General features: G+C 65.4%; 15 protein-coding genes. 7 read left to right on the top strand and 8 right to left on the bottom strand.

Annotated features, from left to right (window positions below; translation table 11 throughout):
* The first annotated feature begins 8 nt into the window (after nt 1–8).
* From QF206_RS04505 to ctaF, 5 genes are all read left to right on the top strand, one after another.
* Nucleotides 9–1508, top strand: coding sequence for a dipeptidase (locus tag QF206_RS04505; protein ID WP_281487976.1), 1500 nt, complete (start codon nt 9–11; stop codon nt 1506–1508).
* A gap of 29 nt (nt 1509–1537) precedes the next feature.
* Nucleotides 1538–1888, top strand: coding sequence for an iron-sulfur cluster insertion protein ErpA (gene erpA / locus QF206_RS04500; RefSeq protein ID WP_281487975.1), 351 nt, complete (start codon nt 1538–1540; stop codon nt 1886–1888).
* A gap of 109 nt (nt 1889–1997) precedes the next feature.
* The gene (ctaC, locus tag QF206_RS04495) at nt 1998–2861 is read left to right on the top strand and encodes an aa3-type cytochrome oxidase subunit II (RefSeq protein WP_281487974.1); all 864 of its coding nucleotides are present in this window, start codon (nt 1998–2000) and stop codon (nt 2859–2861) included.
* Nucleotides 2862–2887: 26 nt separating this feature from the next.
* A complete protein-coding gene (gene ctaD / locus QF206_RS04490) occupies nt 2888–4585 on the top strand; it encodes an aa3-type cytochrome oxidase subunit I (protein WP_422785348.1) in 1698 nt (565 codons plus the stop codon).
* A 3-nt stretch (nt 4586–4588) separates the two neighbouring features.
* Complete coding sequence (gene ctaF / locus QF206_RS04485) at nt 4589–5005, top strand: aa3-type cytochrome oxidase subunit IV (protein WP_281487972.1); 417 nt, start codon at nt 4589–4591, stop codon at nt 5003–5005.
* 135 nt (nt 5006–5140) lie between these two features.
* Here ctaF and QF206_RS04480 read toward each other — a convergent pair whose 3' ends face one another.
* The 6 genes from QF206_RS04480 to ctaE all read right to left on the bottom strand — a co-directional run bounded on the left by QF206_RS04480 (nt 5141) and on the right by ctaE (nt 10971).
* A complete protein-coding gene (locus QF206_RS04480) occupies nt 5141–5620 on the bottom strand; it encodes a hypothetical protein (RefSeq protein WP_281487971.1) in 480 nt (159 codons plus the stop codon).
* 413 nt (nt 5621–6033) lie between these two features.
* The gene (locus tag QF206_RS04475) at nt 6034–6639 is read right to left on the bottom strand and encodes a hypothetical protein (RefSeq protein ID WP_281487970.1); all 606 of its coding nucleotides are present in this window, start codon (nt 6637–6639) and stop codon (nt 6034–6036) included.
* Between the two features lie 122 nt (nt 6640–6761).
* The gene (gene qcrB, locus QF206_RS04470; RefSeq protein ID WP_281488136.1) at nt 6762–8330 is read right to left on the bottom strand and encodes a cytochrome bc1 complex cytochrome b subunit; all 1569 of its coding nucleotides are present in this window, start codon (nt 8328–8330) and stop codon (nt 6762–6764) included.
* 41 nt (nt 8331–8371) lie between these two features.
* The gene (qcrA, locus tag QF206_RS04465) at nt 8372–9445 is read right to left on the bottom strand and encodes a cytochrome bc1 complex Rieske iron-sulfur subunit (protein ID WP_281487969.1); all 1074 of its coding nucleotides are present in this window, start codon (nt 9443–9445) and stop codon (nt 8372–8374) included.
* Nucleotides 9446–9490: 45 nt separating this feature from the next.
* The gene (gene qcrC / locus QF206_RS04460; protein WP_281487968.1) at nt 9491–10294 is read right to left on the bottom strand and encodes a cytochrome bc1 complex diheme cytochrome c subunit; all 804 of its coding nucleotides are present in this window, start codon (nt 10292–10294) and stop codon (nt 9491–9493) included.
* Nucleotides 10295–10332: 38 nt separating this feature from the next.
* Entirely contained in the window at nt 10333–10971 is a 639-nt protein-coding gene (gene ctaE / locus QF206_RS04455) for an aa3-type cytochrome oxidase subunit III (protein WP_281487967.1), read from the bottom strand.
* Between the two features lie 148 nt (nt 10972–11119).
* Here ctaE and trpD point away from each other — a divergent pair, with 148 nt between their 5' ends.
* Nucleotides 11120–12172, top strand: a complete 1053-nt coding sequence (gene trpD / locus QF206_RS04450; RefSeq protein WP_281487966.1) for an anthranilate phosphoribosyltransferase — start codon at nt 11120–11122, stop codon at nt 12170–12172.
* Between the two features lie 553 nt (nt 12173–12725).
* Nucleotides 12726–13046 (top strand): hypothetical protein, encoded by a 321-nt coding sequence (locus QF206_RS04445; protein WP_281487965.1) that lies wholly within the window; start codon nt 12726–12728, stop codon nt 13044–13046.
* Between the two features lie 17 nt (nt 13047–13063).
* Here QF206_RS04445 and QF206_RS04440 read toward each other — a convergent pair whose 3' ends face one another.
* On the bottom strand, nt 13064–14326 hold the full coding sequence (locus tag QF206_RS04440) for an RNA polymerase sigma factor (protein WP_281487964.1): 1263 nt from the start codon (nt 14324–14326) through the stop codon (nt 13064–13066).
* 24 nt (nt 14327–14350) lie between these two features.
* Nucleotides 14351–14773 (bottom strand): YciI family protein, encoded by a 423-nt coding sequence (locus QF206_RS04435; protein ID WP_281487963.1) that lies wholly within the window; start codon nt 14771–14773, stop codon nt 14351–14353.
* Nucleotides 14774–14783 lie beyond the last annotated feature (10 nt).

Here is a 14783-nt window from a genome sequence, read left to right as displayed (position 1 = left end):
TTACCCGCATGACTGCCAACCCCGCCCCGGCCAGCGAGCCGGCACCGGCCGCACAGACCGAATCTTCGCACGGGGCGGATGCCGCGACATCCGGCTCTGTCGCCGACGCGCTTCGCGAGGCCGTGCACCTCGGCCTTCCCTCCACCATCGCCGACTTGAGCGCGCTGGCGCGCATCCCCTCGGTGTCGTGGGACGGCTTCGACCCGGCCGAAGTGCTGCGAAGCGCGAAGGCGGTCAAAGGCCTGCTCGACGGGCTCGGAATCTTCGACAGCGTGCGGATCTCGAGCGCTCCGATCGGAGCGGCACTCAGCGGTGCAGACGCGGTCGGTGGGATCGACGAGCGGCCACACGGGCAGCCGGCTGTTCTGGCAACCCGGGCCGCAAGGAACGGCAAGCCCACTGTGCTCCTCTACGCCCACCACGACGTGCAACCGCCAGGCGATGAGTCGCAGTGGCGAACCCCTCCGTTCCAGCCCACGCTGCACGAGGGGCGGCTGTACGGCCGGGGGACCGCGGACGACAAGGCGGGAATCATGGCGCATGTCGGCGCGATCCGCGCTCTCGTCGAAGTGCTGGGCGAGGACTTCGACCTCGGACTCGCGGTGTTCATCGAGGGCGAGGAGGAATTCGGCAGCCGCTCGTTCAAGAACTTCTTGCAGCAGCATCGTTCCGAGCTCGCCGCTGACGCGATCGTCGTCGCCGACTCGGGCAATTGGGACGCCGACACCCCTGCGCTCACGGTCGGGCTGCGCGGCAATGTGACGTTCAAGCTACGCGTCGAGACGCTCGACCACGCGCTGCACTCGGGCATGTTCGGGGGAGCAGTCCCCGACGCCATGCTCGCCGCCACCCGATTGCTCGCGACCCTTCATGACGCCGACGGCGCGGTGGCGGTCGAGGGCATGAGTTCGCACGAGCAGCAGACACCCGAGTACTCGGAAACGCAGTTGCGCGATGAATCCGGACTGCTCGAGGGCGTGCAGCCTGTTGGACGCGGCAGCCTTCTCAGCCGCATCTGGGCCCAGCCCGCGATCACCGTCACGGGGATCGACGCGCCGAGCGTGCAGCATGCCTCCAACACGCTGCTGCCGAGCGTGACGGTGAAGGTCAGTGCACGTGTGGCGCCGGGACAGTCCGCGGCATCCGCCTACGAAGCCCTGGAGCGTCACCTGCGCGCGCACGCACCATTCGGCAGTCGGCTCGAGTTCAGCGATGTCGATCTGGGAGATCCGTTCCTCGTCGACACGGAGGGGCCGGCGGTGGCTGCCGCGAAGCAGGCCATGCATGACGCCTGGGGGCGCCCCGCTGTGGAGATGGGCGTCGGAGGGTCCATTCCCTTCATCGCCGATCTCGTCACCATGTTCCCGGATGCCGAGATCCTCGTCACCGGTGTCGAAGACCCCGATTCCAGGGCCCACGCGCCCGACGAATCGCTGCATCTGGGAGTGTTCCACCGGGCGGTCTTGACAGAGGCGTATCTGCTAGCGGCCCTCAACTCGCGCGCGTAGACTGCCAGGCGTCTTCAGAAGGAGAGATCATGACCGATACGACGATGGCTCCCGCGCATGGTGTGAAGCTCAGCACTGCCGCCGCCGACAAGGTGCGCAGCCTGCTCGAGCAGGAGGGGCGCGACGACCTGCGGCTGCGCGTGGCCGTGCAGCCGGGCGGATGCTCGGGTCTCATCTATCAGCTCTACTTCGACGAGCGCCTGCTCGACGGTGACGTGACGGTCGATTTCAGCGGCGTCGAGGTGGTCGTCGACAAGATGAGCGTGCCGTATCTCGACGGCGCGAACATCGACTTCGAAGACTCGATTCAGAAGCAGGGCTTCACCATCGACAACCCGAACGCGGCGGGGAGCTGCGCCTGCGGTGACTCATTCCACTGAGTGCTCATCAGACCTGGTGAAGGGGTGTCGGCCGCACGGCCGGCGCCCCTTTCTGGCTATAGACTGAAGTACGTCGCACTTATTCACAGCACTTTCTGAGGGGTTGACGTTGCGCTCTAATCGCCGTTACCGATGGGCTGCGATCCCGATCGGACTTGGGATCTCGATCGTTCTCGCCGGATGCACGCAGGCGCAGCTGAACGGCTTCTTGCCGGGCTCGACCGAGACCACCGATCACGCCGGGCGCATCGCCGGCCTGTGGGTCACCTCGTGGACGGTGCTCACGCTCGTCGGCCTGATCACGTGGGCGCTCATCCTCTGGGCAGGCGTCGTGTACCGCCGGCGCAAGGGCCAGACCGGTCTGCCCGTGCAGTTGCGTTACAACCTCCCGATCGAGGTCTTCTACACGATCGTGCCGTTCATCCTGGTCATCGGCTTCTTCGCCTTCACGGCGCGCGACCAGGAGGCCATCGAGGCCCCCATCGCCGAGCCCGACGTGCAGATCGAGGTCTTCGGCAAGCGCTGGGCCTGGGACTTCAACTACGTGACCGACGACGTCTACTACCAGGGCGTGCAGGCCCGCGAGACGCGCGACGACAACACGATCGACCCTGAGACGCTCCCGACGCTCTACCTTCCGGTGAACCAGAAGGTCGAGATCAAGATCGAGTCGCGTGACGTCGCCCACTCCTTCTGGATCGTGGACTTCCTCTACAAGAAGGACATGCTCCCGGGCAAGACCAACTACATGTACTTCGAGCCCCTCGAGACCGGCACGTTCGCCGGCAAGTGCGCGGAGCTCTGCGGCGAGTACCACTCGCTCATGCTCTTCAACGTCAAGGTCGTCGAGCAGGACGAGTACGAGGCTTACATCGATTCACTGCGCGCCGAGGGCAATGTGGGTCAGGTCGGTGCCGAATACGACACCAACCAGAACCAGCCCGGCAACGAGAACCTGCGTGGCGGCGAGTAGGGCGGGATAGGACTATGAGCACAACCATGACCAATGCCCCGACCGTGAGCGGCATGACGCCGCGCATGGAGCGCAAGGGCAACATCCTGGTCAAGTGGACGACCTCCACTGACCACAAGACCATCGGGTACATGTACCTGATCACGTCGTTCATCTACTTCTGCCTCGCAGGTGTGATGGCGCTCGTGATCCGTGCGCAGCTCTTCGCGCCGGGGCTCGAGATCGTCGCCACCAAGGAGCAGTACAACCAGCTGTTCACGATGCACGGCACGATCATGCTGCTCATGTTCGCGACGCCGCTCTTCGCTGGCTTCGCAAACGTGATCATGCCGCTGCAGATCGGTGCGCCGGATGTCGCCTTCCCCCGTTTGAACGCGTTCGCGTTCTGGCTGTTCAACTTCGGCTCGCTGCTCGCGGTCGCCGGGTTCCTCACGCCTCAGGGTGCGGCGTCGTTCGGCTGGTTCGCCTACACGCCGCTGTCGAACGCCACCTTCTCGCCGGGCCTCGGTGGGAACCTGTGGGTGCTCGGCCTCTTGATGAGTGGTTTCGGCACGATCCTCGGTGCGGTGAACTTCATCACGACGATCATCACCATGCGCGTTCCTGGCATGACGATGTGGCGGATGCCGATCTTCTCGTGGAACACGCTGATCACCTCGATCCTCATCCTGATGGCCTTCCCTGTGCTGGCCGCAGCGCTGGCCGGCCTCGCGATCGACCGTGTGTTCGACGGGCAGGTCTACAACCCAGCAAACGGTGGGGCGCTCCTCTGGCAGCACCTCTTCTGGTTCTTCGGACACCCAGAGGTGTATGTCATCGCGCTGCCGTTCTTCGGCATCGTCTCCGAGGTCTTCCCTGTGTTCAGCCGCAAGCCGATCTTCGGATACAAGACTCTCGTCTACGCGACCATTGCGATCGCTGCCCTGTCCGTGACCGTGTGGGCTCACCACATGTACGTCACCGGCTCGGTGCTGCTGCCGTTCTTCGCGCTGATGACGATGCTCATCGCCGTACCGACGGGTGTGAAGATCTTCAACTGGGTCGGCACGATGTGGCGAGGCTCATTGACGTTCGAGACTCCGATGCTGTGGGCGATCGGCTTCCTGGTCACCTTCACCTTCGGTGGTCTGACCGGTGTCATTCTCGCCTCGCCGCCGTTGGACTTCCACGTCTCCGACACGTACTTCGTGGTGGCGCACTTCCACTATGTGGTCTTCGGCACCGTGGTGTTCGCGATGTTCTCCGGCTTCTACTTCTGGTGGCCGAAGTTCACCGGCAAGATGCTGAACGAGCGTCTGGGCAAGATCCACTTCTGGCTGCTGTTCATCGGGTTCCACACGACCTTCCTGATCCAGCACTGGATCGGCGTGGTCGGCGGTGTGCGTCGTTACGCGACCTACCTGCACGAAGACGGCATCACCTGGATGAACCAGCTGTCGACGATCGGTGCCGGCATCCTCGCCGTCTCGCTCGTGCCGTTCTTCCTGAACGTGTGGATCACGGCGCGCAATGCACCGAAGGTGACCGTGAACGACCCGTGGGGCTACGGACGCTCGCTCGAGTGGGCCACCTCGTGCCCGCCGCCTCGCCACAACTTCACGTCGATCCCGCGCATCCGTTCGGAGTCGCCGGCGTTCGACCTGAACCACCCCGAGGTCAACCTGCCCGCACTCGCACCTGCCGGTGCCCCGGCTCGCGCTGCGAACGACGAGAAGGACCGCTGATCCATGAAGAGCAACGTCGTCATCTACTGGACGCTGGCCGTATTCTTCCTGTTCGTCGCCACGATGTACACCGTGTGGGCGTACCTGTACTACGGGTACGTCGAGTGGGTAGGTGTCGTCGCGGTCTACCTGCTGGCCGTGCTGTTCGCGTTCCTCGCTTTCTACTTGGGCAAGGTGTACAAGGCTCAGGGCGGCGAGCTGCCCGAGGACCGTTACGACGCGAACATCGACGATGGTGACCCTGAGATGGGCCATTTCGCGCCGTGGAGCTGGTGGCCGATCGCACTTGCGGGTGGGGCTGCCATCGTGCTGCTCGGAATCGCTGTGGGCGCGTGGATCGTGCCCATCGGCGTTGCGATCGTGCTCGTGGCGCTACCCGGATGGGTCTACGAGCACTACCGCGGAAACTTCGTGCACTGACCGTGGTGCACTGACGCGAAACCGTTGAAGAGCGGGCGAATCCTTCGGGACTCGCCCGCTCTTCGCTTGTGTGCCCGAGATGGGCCTATCCCTGCACCTCTTGGTGCCGGAACGTCCGTTTGGCGCAGCGGTTGGTCAGCAGCCGGGTCCTGCGGGATTCGTGCCGCAGTGCTGATCGACCAGCACGGTCTGCGCGCTGAGGACCGACACGACGAGGTCGTTCGCAGGAGCGCTCAGCTCTCCAGGAACCGGTTGCCAGGGGCCGCCGGCGTAGCGGTACTCGGCGCTGTAGCGGACAGTGAGCGCGACCGTGAAAGTCCCTGGAGAGCCGTAGGCGTGACTCGTCGAGGTTGGGCTGAACTCGCTGAGTTGCAGCGTGGCCCACGTGGCTCCTGGACCGTGCGCCTGGCGAGTCACACCGTCACCGTAGCTCCAGTCGTAACGCAGGGGTGAGAACCTCACCTCGGCGGGCGCTCCCAGCAGCGTTGCGGATCGCGTGTGCCGCGAAGCCGCTGCGATGAAGTTCGCGTCGAGACCGACGATCGCCCATCCGTCCGGTTCCATCGACTGCCTCGGACGCTCCACGAAGAACGACGCGACCTCCTCGATCGTCATACTCGGACGCCCCGGGATGCCGCCTCTGTCGTCGCCGGTCCTCGGGGGAGCCGCAGCACGGGGCGGCGCCGTGCTGTACACCAAGTCGCAGAGCACTCGACTCCCAGCCCTCGCCCACACCGGGCAAGGCGGCGGAGGCGGCGCCTGCCTGGGTCGCGTTGCCCAAGATGCTTCATCAGTGCCTGTCGAGCTCGGTCGCGTCTGCTGTGCTTCGGCTGCGCCGCCCGCGGCCGGCGCGGCCGCGCGGCCTGGAGAGCTTCTCTTGCCAGACTGGCCTGCGGAGATGCGAACGTCCACACGGTCGCCATTTGCGAGTGCTCGGGAGCTACAGGAGCCGAGTATTTCCGCCGCCGGTGCGCACTGGCCGGCAGTTTGTGACGCTGATGACAGTGGTGCCGATAGCAGCAGCGTGATCAACAGAAGTCTGTGCCAGGCCAACGATCCGCCTCGTCAACGAGAAGCCGCGGTGGCGTGCCGGTCGACACCATTTGGAGGCTGTAAGGCGTCTTGGCGCTGCGGTCAAGGGGCGTCACATCCTCTCCGGCATCGTTGGTAAGCGTCGTCTCCGAAATGTCGAGGCACGCATAGATCGACACATGAGCTAGCCCATCGGACTCGAAGTAGCTCTGGAGTGCCATTGACGCCCATATCGGCGCTCCCTGCATGGCTACACCGTTGCTTGCGAAGTCAGCGTAGGTACCAAGCAGAAGGTCGCTGTGCTCCGCCGTTGCGACCTCACGCATGCGCATCGCATCCTGACCGCCTTCGGAAGCGATTTCGGTTGTGACTTGGAGATATCGCTCCGCGGCTCGCTCGGCCGCAGCAAACGCCTCAGCCTCGGATACGAATACGCTCTCCGCCACCTCGCTGCTTTCGCGGATCTGCGCTGGAGCGGGGGAGCAAGCGCTCAAGAGCACGGCGAGTATCCCAAGGAGCGCCGAGACCCTGGCATTCTGACGTGCGGTGGAGTCCACGCGCTGTGATCTCGGTGGTTTGAAGCGGGGCGAACCGAAGGGCATGCGGCCACGGTAGGGGAGCGGCATCCGGGGTGCAGGAGTTGTCCACACGCACGAGAACGCCCCCGGGGGAATGGATCCCGCAGGGGCGTTCTCAGTGGTGACTCAACGTCAGAGCCGCTGCATCACTCGTGGTGGTGTGCGCGCTCCAGCTCGCTCCGGGTGACCGGCTCGATGCGGTCCTCGAAGAACCAGCGCGACAGACCGGCACGCACGCGCTGTCCGACGGTGATGCGGCCGCGCTCGTTGGGGCGGATCATCAGCGGACGGTACGTCTCGTGTGCGACCAGGCGCCAGCGGTCGTACTCGTTGAGGGGCTCGTGCACCTCGATGTACTCGCCACCGGGCAGACGCACGATGCGGCCGGTCTCGAACCCGTGCAGAGCGATCTCGCGATCCTTCTTCTGCAGCGCCAGGCAGACGCGCTTGGTGATGATGTACGCCGCGATCGGCCCGAGGATGAGCGAGATCTGCAGCGCCACGATCACGCCCTCGATCGTGAGCATGAAGTGCGTTGCCATCAGGTCGGAGCTCGCGCCCGCCCACATGACGCCGTAGAACGTCACACCGGCGGCACCGATCGCGGTACGCGTCGGAGCGTTGCGCGGACGCTCGGCCATGTGGTGCTCGCGCTTGTCGCCGGTGATCCACGCCTCGATGAAGGGGTAGAAGGTGACCAGCACGAGGAAGACCATGATCACGAGGATCGGGATCAGGATGTTCATCGACCAGGTGTAGCCGAGGAACACGAACTCCCAGTGCGGTGGCACCAGACGCAAGGCACCATCGGCGAATCCGATGTACCAGTCGGGCTGCGTACCCGCCGACACTGGCGACGGGTCGTACGGGCCGTAGTTCCAGATCGGGTTGATCGTGAAGACCGAAGCGATCAGCACGATGGCGCCGAACACGATGAAGAAGAACCCGCCGGCCTTGGCCGCGAACACGGGGAGGATCGGCGAGCCGACCACGTTCTGGTTCGTGCGACCGGGCGCCGCGAACTGCGTGTGCTTGTTAACGATCAGGAGCAGCATGTGCACGCCGATCAGCGCGATCAGGATCGCCGGCAGCAGCATGATGTGCAGCACGTAGAGCCTCGGAACGATGTCGTGGCCCGGGAACTCGCCGCCGAAGAGCAGGTACGAGATCCAGACGCCGATGACCGGCATCCCCTTGACCATTCCGTCGATGATCCGCAGACCGTTGCCGGAGAGCAGGTCGTCAGGGAGCGAGTAGCCGGTGAAGCCCTCGGCCATTGCCAGGATGAACAGCACGAAGCCGATCACCCAGTTGATCTCGCGAGGCTTGCGGAACGCACCCGTGAAGAACACGCGGAGCATGTGCAGCCCGATCGACGCCACGAACAGCAGCGCCGCCCAGTGGTGCACCTGCCGCATGAGCAGACCGCCGCGGATGTCGAAGCTGATGTCGAGGGTCGACGCGTACGCGACCGACATCTCGACGCCCTTCAACGGCACGTACGAGCCCTGATAGTGCGTCGCGGTCATCGACGGGTCGAAGAAGAACGTCAGGAAGGTACCGCTCAGCAGAATCGCGACGAAGCTGTAGAGCGCGACCTCGCCGAGCATGAACGACCAGTGGTCGGGGAAGATCTTGCGACCGAGCTCGCGCACGAATCCCGACGCGCTGGTGCGCTCGTCGATGTAGTTCGCGGCTGCGCTCGTGAAGCGCATCCCGGGACCAGGCTTGGTCACGGTATCAGTGGTTGCAGTGCTCAACGCTCACGCTCCCAGAAGCTCGGACCGACAGGCTCGTGGAAGTCGCTCTGCGCGACCAGGTAGCCTTCTGCGTCCACGGTGATCGGAAGTTGGGGGAGGGGACGTGCTGCCGGTCCGAAGATCACTTCGCAGTGGTTCGCCACGTCGAACTCCGACTGGTGGCAGGGGCAGAGCAGGTGGTGGGTCTGCTGCTCGTACAGCGCCACGGGGCATCCGACGTGGGTGCAGATCTTCGAGTACGCGACGATGCCGTCGTACGACCAGTCCTTGCGGTCCTCGGCTTCGTTGAGCTCCTCAGGACGCAGACGCATCATGAGGACGACAGCCTTGGCCTTCTCCTCGAGGTAGCCATCTCCGTGGCCGAGCTTCGCCAGGCTTTCGGGGATGACGTGGAAGACCGAGCCGACGGTGACGTCGGAGGCCTTGATCGGTGCGCCGCTCGGGTCGAGTGCGAGCCGTGTGCCCTTCTCCCACATGGTGTGGCGGAGCAGCTCGTGGGGCTCGTCGGCGGGTGCGAGGTCGCGGAACAGCACCACAGCGGGGAGCGGGGCCACGACCAGCGCGCCGATGAGGCTGTTGCGGAGGAGTCGACGGCGGGTGAAGCCGGATTCGGCATTCGCCTGCTGGAAGATCTCCACCGCGCGAGCGCGGGTCGCCTCGGTTCCGCGGGTGTCGTGCCGGGGCTCGACCTCCTCGTGGCCGTGCATGAGGGACTTCGCCCAGTTCACAGCACCGAGGCCGATGCCGAACAGGCCGAGCGTGATGCCGATGCCCAGCATGAGGTTGTTCATGCGGGTGGAGGTCATGTTGCCCGGCTCGATGGGCCAGATGAAGTATGCGGCGATAGCGAAGACGCTGCCGATGAGCGAGAGCCAGAACAGCCAGATGATGCGGCGTTCCGCCTTGCGCTCCTGCGCCGGGTCGAGATCGGTGACTCGCTGGTGGTCAACCGGAAGGCCGGGGTTCTCGAACCGGTCGGCCGAGATGACAGCAGTACCGGAAGTGACCGTTCGTGGCTCGCTCAACTCGACAGCCGACCCGTCAGCCGCGCTGTCGTGGTGCTCTGCCATGCTTTTCCCTTTCAAAGAACGTTCGCGGATCGAGATCGCGCGCGACTAGTTGGACCGAGCGGTCAGCCACACGGTGATCGCGACGAGGCCGCCCAGACCGAAGATCCAGATGAAGAGGCCTTCCGAGACCGGGCCGAGGCTGCCGAGGTCGAAGCCGCCCACAGAGGGGTTCTCGCTCACGTAGTCGAGGTACGTGATGATGTCGCGCTTCTCTTCGGGGGAGATGTTCAGGTCGTTGAAGACCGGCATGGCCTGCGGGCCGGTGACCATGGCGCCGTAGATGTACCGCGCGTCGAGCCCCTTGAGCTGCGGGGCCCACTTGCCCTCGGTGAGCGCGCCACCGGCGCCGGCGACGTTGTGGCACATCGCGCAGTTGATGCGGAAGAGCTCGGCGCCCTTCGCGGCATCGCCGGTCGCCTCGAGGAAGCGCTCGTCAGGGAGTGCCGGGCCGGGGCCGCTCGAAGCGACGTACGCGGCCATGGCGTCGATCTGGTCCTGCGTGAACTGCGGCGCCTTGCGGGCCGCCTGCGGGCCCTGGAATGCCATCGGCATCCGGCCAGTTCCCACCTGGAAGTCGACCGCCAGGGCACCCACGCCGACCAGCGCCGGGCCTTCCTTCGATCCTTCGAGGTTCAGCCCGTGGCAGGAGGCGCAGTTCGCCGCGAACAGCTTCTTGCCCTCCTCGATGAGCTGCTCGTTGGCTGCGGCGGCCTGGCTCTCGGCGGTCGCCGTCGTGGTGGCCAGCGCGTAAGCGCCGCCCGTCGTGAGCAGGCCGATCGCCAGGAGCGCGACGGTCGCGAGGGGAGAGCGACGGCCGGTCGACCGGTGCTTACGTGAAATCTTCGCCATGATGCTGTGTCTGTCTTCTCTTTGGTGCGCCGACTGGCTTATCTCAGGAAGTAGATGATGAGGAACAGGCCGATCCACACCACGTCGACGAAGTGCCAGTAGTACGACACGACGATGGTGGTGGTGGCTTCCTTGCGGCCGAAGTTCTTGGCCGCGTATGCCCGCCCGATCGTGAACAGCATGGCGATGAGGCCGCCGATCACGTGCAGGCCGTGGAAGCCGGTGGTGATGTAGAACGCGGAGCCGTAGGCGTTGGAGCTGAGGCTGACGTGCTCGCTGACGAGGATCGCGTACTCGTACGACTGACCGACCACGAAGATGGCGCCGAGGATGTAGCTCAGCCAGAACCACTCGATCATGCCCCACTGGCTCGGCTTCCAGCCGGTCCGGCGTGCCTGGTGGCGCTCCGCCGCGAACACGCCGAACTGCGCGGTCACCGACGAGAGCACCAGGATGACGGTGATCGTCGCCGCGAGCGGCACGTTGAGGACGGAGGTCTCACCCGCCCACAGTTCAGGAGAGGTGCCGCGGAGTGTGAAGTAGATCGCGAACAGGCCCGCGAAGAACATGACTTCGCTGCCCAGCCAGACGATCGTTCCCACAGCGACGACGTTTGGGCGGTTGATCAAGGGCGCGCCCGTCGGCCTGGAGAGAGAGGAGCTGGTCACGTCCTCCATTATGTCGGAAATCTGGGGAGGGGCTGAACCGGGATGCGGCCAGTCCCGATGTTTCCGCATGCCGCCACGCGCCCGCTCCGAGAAGGGGGTGTTCGAGGCGCCTCATGGAAGCGTGAGAGGCACGCGAGTCCGGGCATATTGTTGATGCATGTCGTCATCGCCCACTTGGCCGGACCTGCTCACGACGCTGCTCGAAGGGGAGGACCTGAGCATCAGCGAGTCCGCCTGGGCGATGCAGCAGGTGATGGATGGAAAGGCGTCGGAGGCGCAGCTCTCGGCCTTCCTGGTCGCTCTGCGCGCCAAGGGCGAAACGGTCAACGAACTCGTCGGGTTCCGCGACGCGATCATGCACTCGGCGCTGCCGCTCGCGGTCGATCCGATGGCGGTCGACATCGTCGGCACCGGGGGAGACCGTCACGGCACGGTGAACGTTTCGACGATGGCGTCAGTGGTCGCCGCTGCAGCGGGTGCACGCGTGATCAAGCACGGCAACCGCGCGGCGAGCTCTGCGTCAGGCGCCTCCGATGTGCTGGCGGCGCTCGGAATCGACCTCACGCTCGACCCGAAGCGGGTTGCGGAGATCCTCGATGAGGCGGGCATCACATTCGCGTACGCGGCGCTCTTCCACCCGGGCTTCAAGCACGCGGGCGCAGTGCGCAAGGAACTCGGCATCCCGACGATCTTCAACTATCTGGGGCCGCTTGTGAACCCGGCCAGAGCGGAGGCGTCAGCCGTGGGCGTCGCCTCGGCGGCGATGCTGCCGCTGATCGCGGGCGTCTTCCAGACGCGCGGCGCGACGGCCCTTGTGTTCCGCGGCGACGACGGTCTCGACGAGCTCACCACGACCGGGCACAGCCAATTGGTCGAGGTGTCGCGCGGCATGCTCACCGAGCACGACATCGACCCTGCCGACTTCGGGATGCCGCGGGCGGAGCTGAGCGATCTGATCGGCGGAACACCGGAGTACAACGCCGAAGTGGCTCGTCGCACGCTCGCGGGGGAGCAGGGGCCGGTGCGCGACATCGTGCTGCTCAATGCTGCGGCAGGCCTCGTCGCATGGGATCTCGCACGCGATCACGAACAGTCGCAGCGACCGATCCGCGAACGCTTCGCCGAGCGCATCGCCGACGCCGCGTCGACGATCGACTCCGGAGCTGCGACGGCCAAGCTCCGGGAGTGGGCTTCGGCAACGCAGCGCTGACCGGCGGCGCACGCGCGCCGGGCAGCACACACCAGGTCGATCTTGAAGAAGATTCCCTGGTGAGGGCGCGAATCGCTCACGGGCGAAGGACGGCGGATGCTCAGCATCCGACTGTTCCATTTCTGGCCCATGCGGGTTAGCCTGTACGAACAATTCAAGGTTTGGGCACCGTCCGGGCGCTGGAAGCGAATCGACGCGATGCGATGCTCATGTCCGAGCACAATGTGGCCGAGCAGGCCTCGACGACTCACCTCGATGCTGAGTCGCGGCCGGGGAACATGGACAGAGGAACCCCATCGGTTTTCCGCTCGATGAGCCGCTTTTCGCAGTCCCGCCCGGGCGGTGCTCATCCTCTGCGGTGCTCGTCCTCTTGAGTGTGGCTGCAATCGCGCGTCGCGCTTGACTGCAGTCCGGCTGCGGGGCGTCCTCGTGCGGGGCGTCCTCCTGCGCGACACAGACGACCCGCCGCTTGTCGCCGTGGTTGGCGACGAGACGGTTTCCCTTCACCCGGTGCCCTGTGGGCAGCGCCGAGGTTCGGACGTACGCTGTCGCCATGAGCGAGAAGACGAGCCAACGAGATTCCGGCGACGGCTTCGTGCGGATGACCGATTGGCTGAATGAGAAGCTGTTGAAGGCGTTCGGGCCACCGCCTCTCGGACCTTACGACGACACGCAGGAGAGCGATGTCGTGCAGCGGATGGGGAACGCGACGTGTCCCCTGTGCGACCACCCGATGTCGGAGCACTTCATCGACCACTCCACCAGCAACGCGAAGTTGCTGTGTCCGGTCGATCACAAACCGGTGCACGAGTCGATGGAACGGTTGAACGAGGTCGGCATGCCGAAGCGAGCGAAAGGCGACGAGGCCGATTGAGCTCGACCAGGGCGCACCTATTCGTCGAGCGCCCCCGCCTTGCGCTGAAGCGTCTCGCGTTCCTTGCTGTTCGCCGTGAGCGACGCGGCCGCCAGGAACGCGGCACGCGCTTCCCGCGTCCTTCCGAGTCGCGCGAGCAGCTCGCCACGGACGCTCGGGAGCAGATGGGATGCCGGCAGCGGACTTCCTGAGGCGAGCCGGTCGACCATCTGCAGGGCCCGAGCGGAATCACCAGCCATTGAGACGGCGACCGCCCGATTGAGTTCGACCACCGGGCTCCGGCTGAGTTCTGCGAGCGCCTCGTACAGCAGCGCGATCTGCTCCCAGTCGGTGGTGTCGACGGTCGTTGCGGTCGCGTGGCACTCGGCGATCGCGGCCTGCAATTCGTAGTACCCGCGACCCCGGCCCAGCGCATCCGACCGCGCAAGAGCGGCGCTGCCTCGAGCGATGGCGCTCCGATCCCACCTCGATCGATCCTGATCCGCCAGCAGCACCGGCGAGCCGTCCGCTGCCGTTCGCGCAGCGAACCGAGATGACTGGAACTCCATCAGCGCGACCAGCGCGTGGGTCTCAGGTTCGCGCGGAGCCAGACTCGCCAGCATCCGCCCCAGCCGCAATGCCTCGCAGGCGAGTTCCGGCCGCAGCCATCGATCACCGCTGGTGGGGGCGTAGCCCTCCGTGAAGATGAGATAGATCACGGCGAGCACGGCTCGGAGTCGTGGCGGCCAATCGGCCGGTTCTGGTGTCTCGAACGGGATGCGAGCGGCCGCAAGCGTCTTCTTCGCGCGCACGATGCGCTGCTGCACGGCGCTCGTTTGAACGAGGAGCAGTCGGGCGATCTCCTCGGTGGTGAGTCCACCGACGACGCGAAGCGTCAGTGCCACTTGCACGGGTCGAGCCAGCACCGGGTGGCAGGCCACGAAGATGAGGCGCAGCAAGTCGTCTTCGATCGGCTCCCATGCCCGGTCATCCAGGGTCTCGAGGTCGGCGGCGATCGTGCGGTACTTGCCCTCAAGCGTCGCCTGCCGCCTCCAGGTGTCGATCGCCTTGCGCTTCGCCACTGTGGTCAACCACGCAGCGGGATTTCTGGGCACGCCCGTGCTCGGCCACTGCGTCATGGCATCGATCAGGGCATCTTGCGCAAGATCTTCCGCGAGCGCCAGGTCACCGGTGACGCGTGCTATCGCTGCGACGATGCGCGCACCTTCGATCCGCCAGATCGCGTCGATGGAGCGCGCCGTCGCCGGAGGGTGAGCGGGTGGAGGGGCTCCGTCATCCATGCCGGGGCCCGCTCCGCGCATGGATCAGGCCGTGCCCAGCTGCTCGCGCCATCCGACCTCTTTCTTCACATACTCGTTCTCGGAGTACGCCTCGAAATCGCTCTCGTCGGTGACCCGCCGCACTTCGAGCTTGGCGCCGGGGCCGAGCGGGCAACGCTTCGCCCACTCCGCCGCCTCTTCGCGGCTGGATACCTGGATGATCCAGAACCCATTGAACAACTCGTGCGTCTCGCCGTACGGCCCGTCGGTGACGAGGGGCGGCTCGTCGCTGAAGTCCACCACGAAGCCTTCGCTCGGATCGGAGAGCCCTTCACCGGCGAGCAGCACGCCCGCCTCGATCATCGACTCGTTGTACCGCCCCATCTGGTTGATGATCTCTTCGAAGTCGACTTCCTTCGAGGCTTCGATCGCGGCATCGGTCGCGCGCATGATCAGCATGTACTTCATCGTCTGCTCC

Source organism: Ruicaihuangia caeni (genome assembly GCF_029952955.1).
Lineage (GTDB): Bacteria > Actinomycetota > Actinomycetes > Actinomycetales > Microbacteriaceae > Ruicaihuangia > Ruicaihuangia caeni.
Note: the sequence above shows the minus strand (reverse complement) of the source record. Positions and strands in the feature narration are given on the sequence as shown.

What these genes read in the sequence shown, in the direction of transcription:
- QF206_RS04505 (WP_281487976.1), top strand. Translation starts at nt 9, where the DNA reads ATGACTGCCAACCCCGCCCCGGCCAGCGAGCCGGCACCGGCCGCACAG.
- erpA (WP_281487975.1), top strand. Translation starts at nt 1,538, where the DNA reads ATGACCGATACGACGATGGCTCCCGCGCATGGTGTGAAGCTCAGCACT.
- ctaD (WP_422785348.1), top strand. Translation starts at nt 2,888, where the DNA reads ATGACCAATGCCCCGACCGTGAGCGGCATGACGCCGCGCATGGAGCGC.
- ctaF (WP_281487972.1), top strand. Translation starts at nt 4,589, where the DNA reads ATGAAGAGCAACGTCGTCATCTACTGGACGCTGGCCGTATTCTTCCTG.
- QF206_RS04480 (WP_281487971.1), bottom strand. Translation starts at nt 5,620, where the DNA reads ATGACGATCGAGGAGGTCGCGTCGTTCTTCGTGGAGCGTCCGAGGCAG.
- QF206_RS04475 (WP_281487970.1), bottom strand. Translation starts at nt 6,639, where the DNA reads ATGCCCTTCGGTTCGCCCCGCTTCAAACCACCGAGATCACAGCGCGTG.
- qcrB (WP_281488136.1), bottom strand. Translation starts at nt 8,330, where the DNA reads ATGCGCTTCACGAGCGCAGCCGCGAACTACATCGACGAGCGCACCAGC.
- qcrA (WP_281487969.1), bottom strand. Translation starts at nt 9,445, where the DNA reads ATGGCAGAGCACCACGACAGCGCGGCTGACGGGTCGGCTGTCGAGTTG.
- qcrC (WP_281487968.1), bottom strand. Translation starts at nt 10,294, where the DNA reads ATGGCGAAGATTTCACGTAAGCACCGGTCGACCGGCCGTCGCTCTCCC.
- ctaE (WP_281487967.1), bottom strand. Translation starts at nt 10,971, where the DNA reads ATGGAGGACGTGACCAGCTCCTCTCTCTCCAGGCCGACGGGCGCGCCC.
- trpD (WP_281487966.1), top strand. Translation starts at nt 11,120, where the DNA reads ATGTCGTCATCGCCCACTTGGCCGGACCTGCTCACGACGCTGCTCGAA.
- QF206_RS04445 (WP_281487965.1), top strand. Translation starts at nt 12,726, where the DNA reads ATGAGCGAGAAGACGAGCCAACGAGATTCCGGCGACGGCTTCGTGCGG.
- QF206_RS04440 (WP_281487964.1), bottom strand. Translation starts at nt 14,326, where the DNA reads ATGGATGACGGAGCCCCTCCACCCGCTCACCCTCCGGCGACGGCGCGC.
- QF206_RS04435 (WP_281487963.1), bottom strand. Translation starts at nt 14,773, where the DNA reads ATGAAGTACATGCTGATCATGCGCGCGACCGATGCCGCGATCGAAGCC.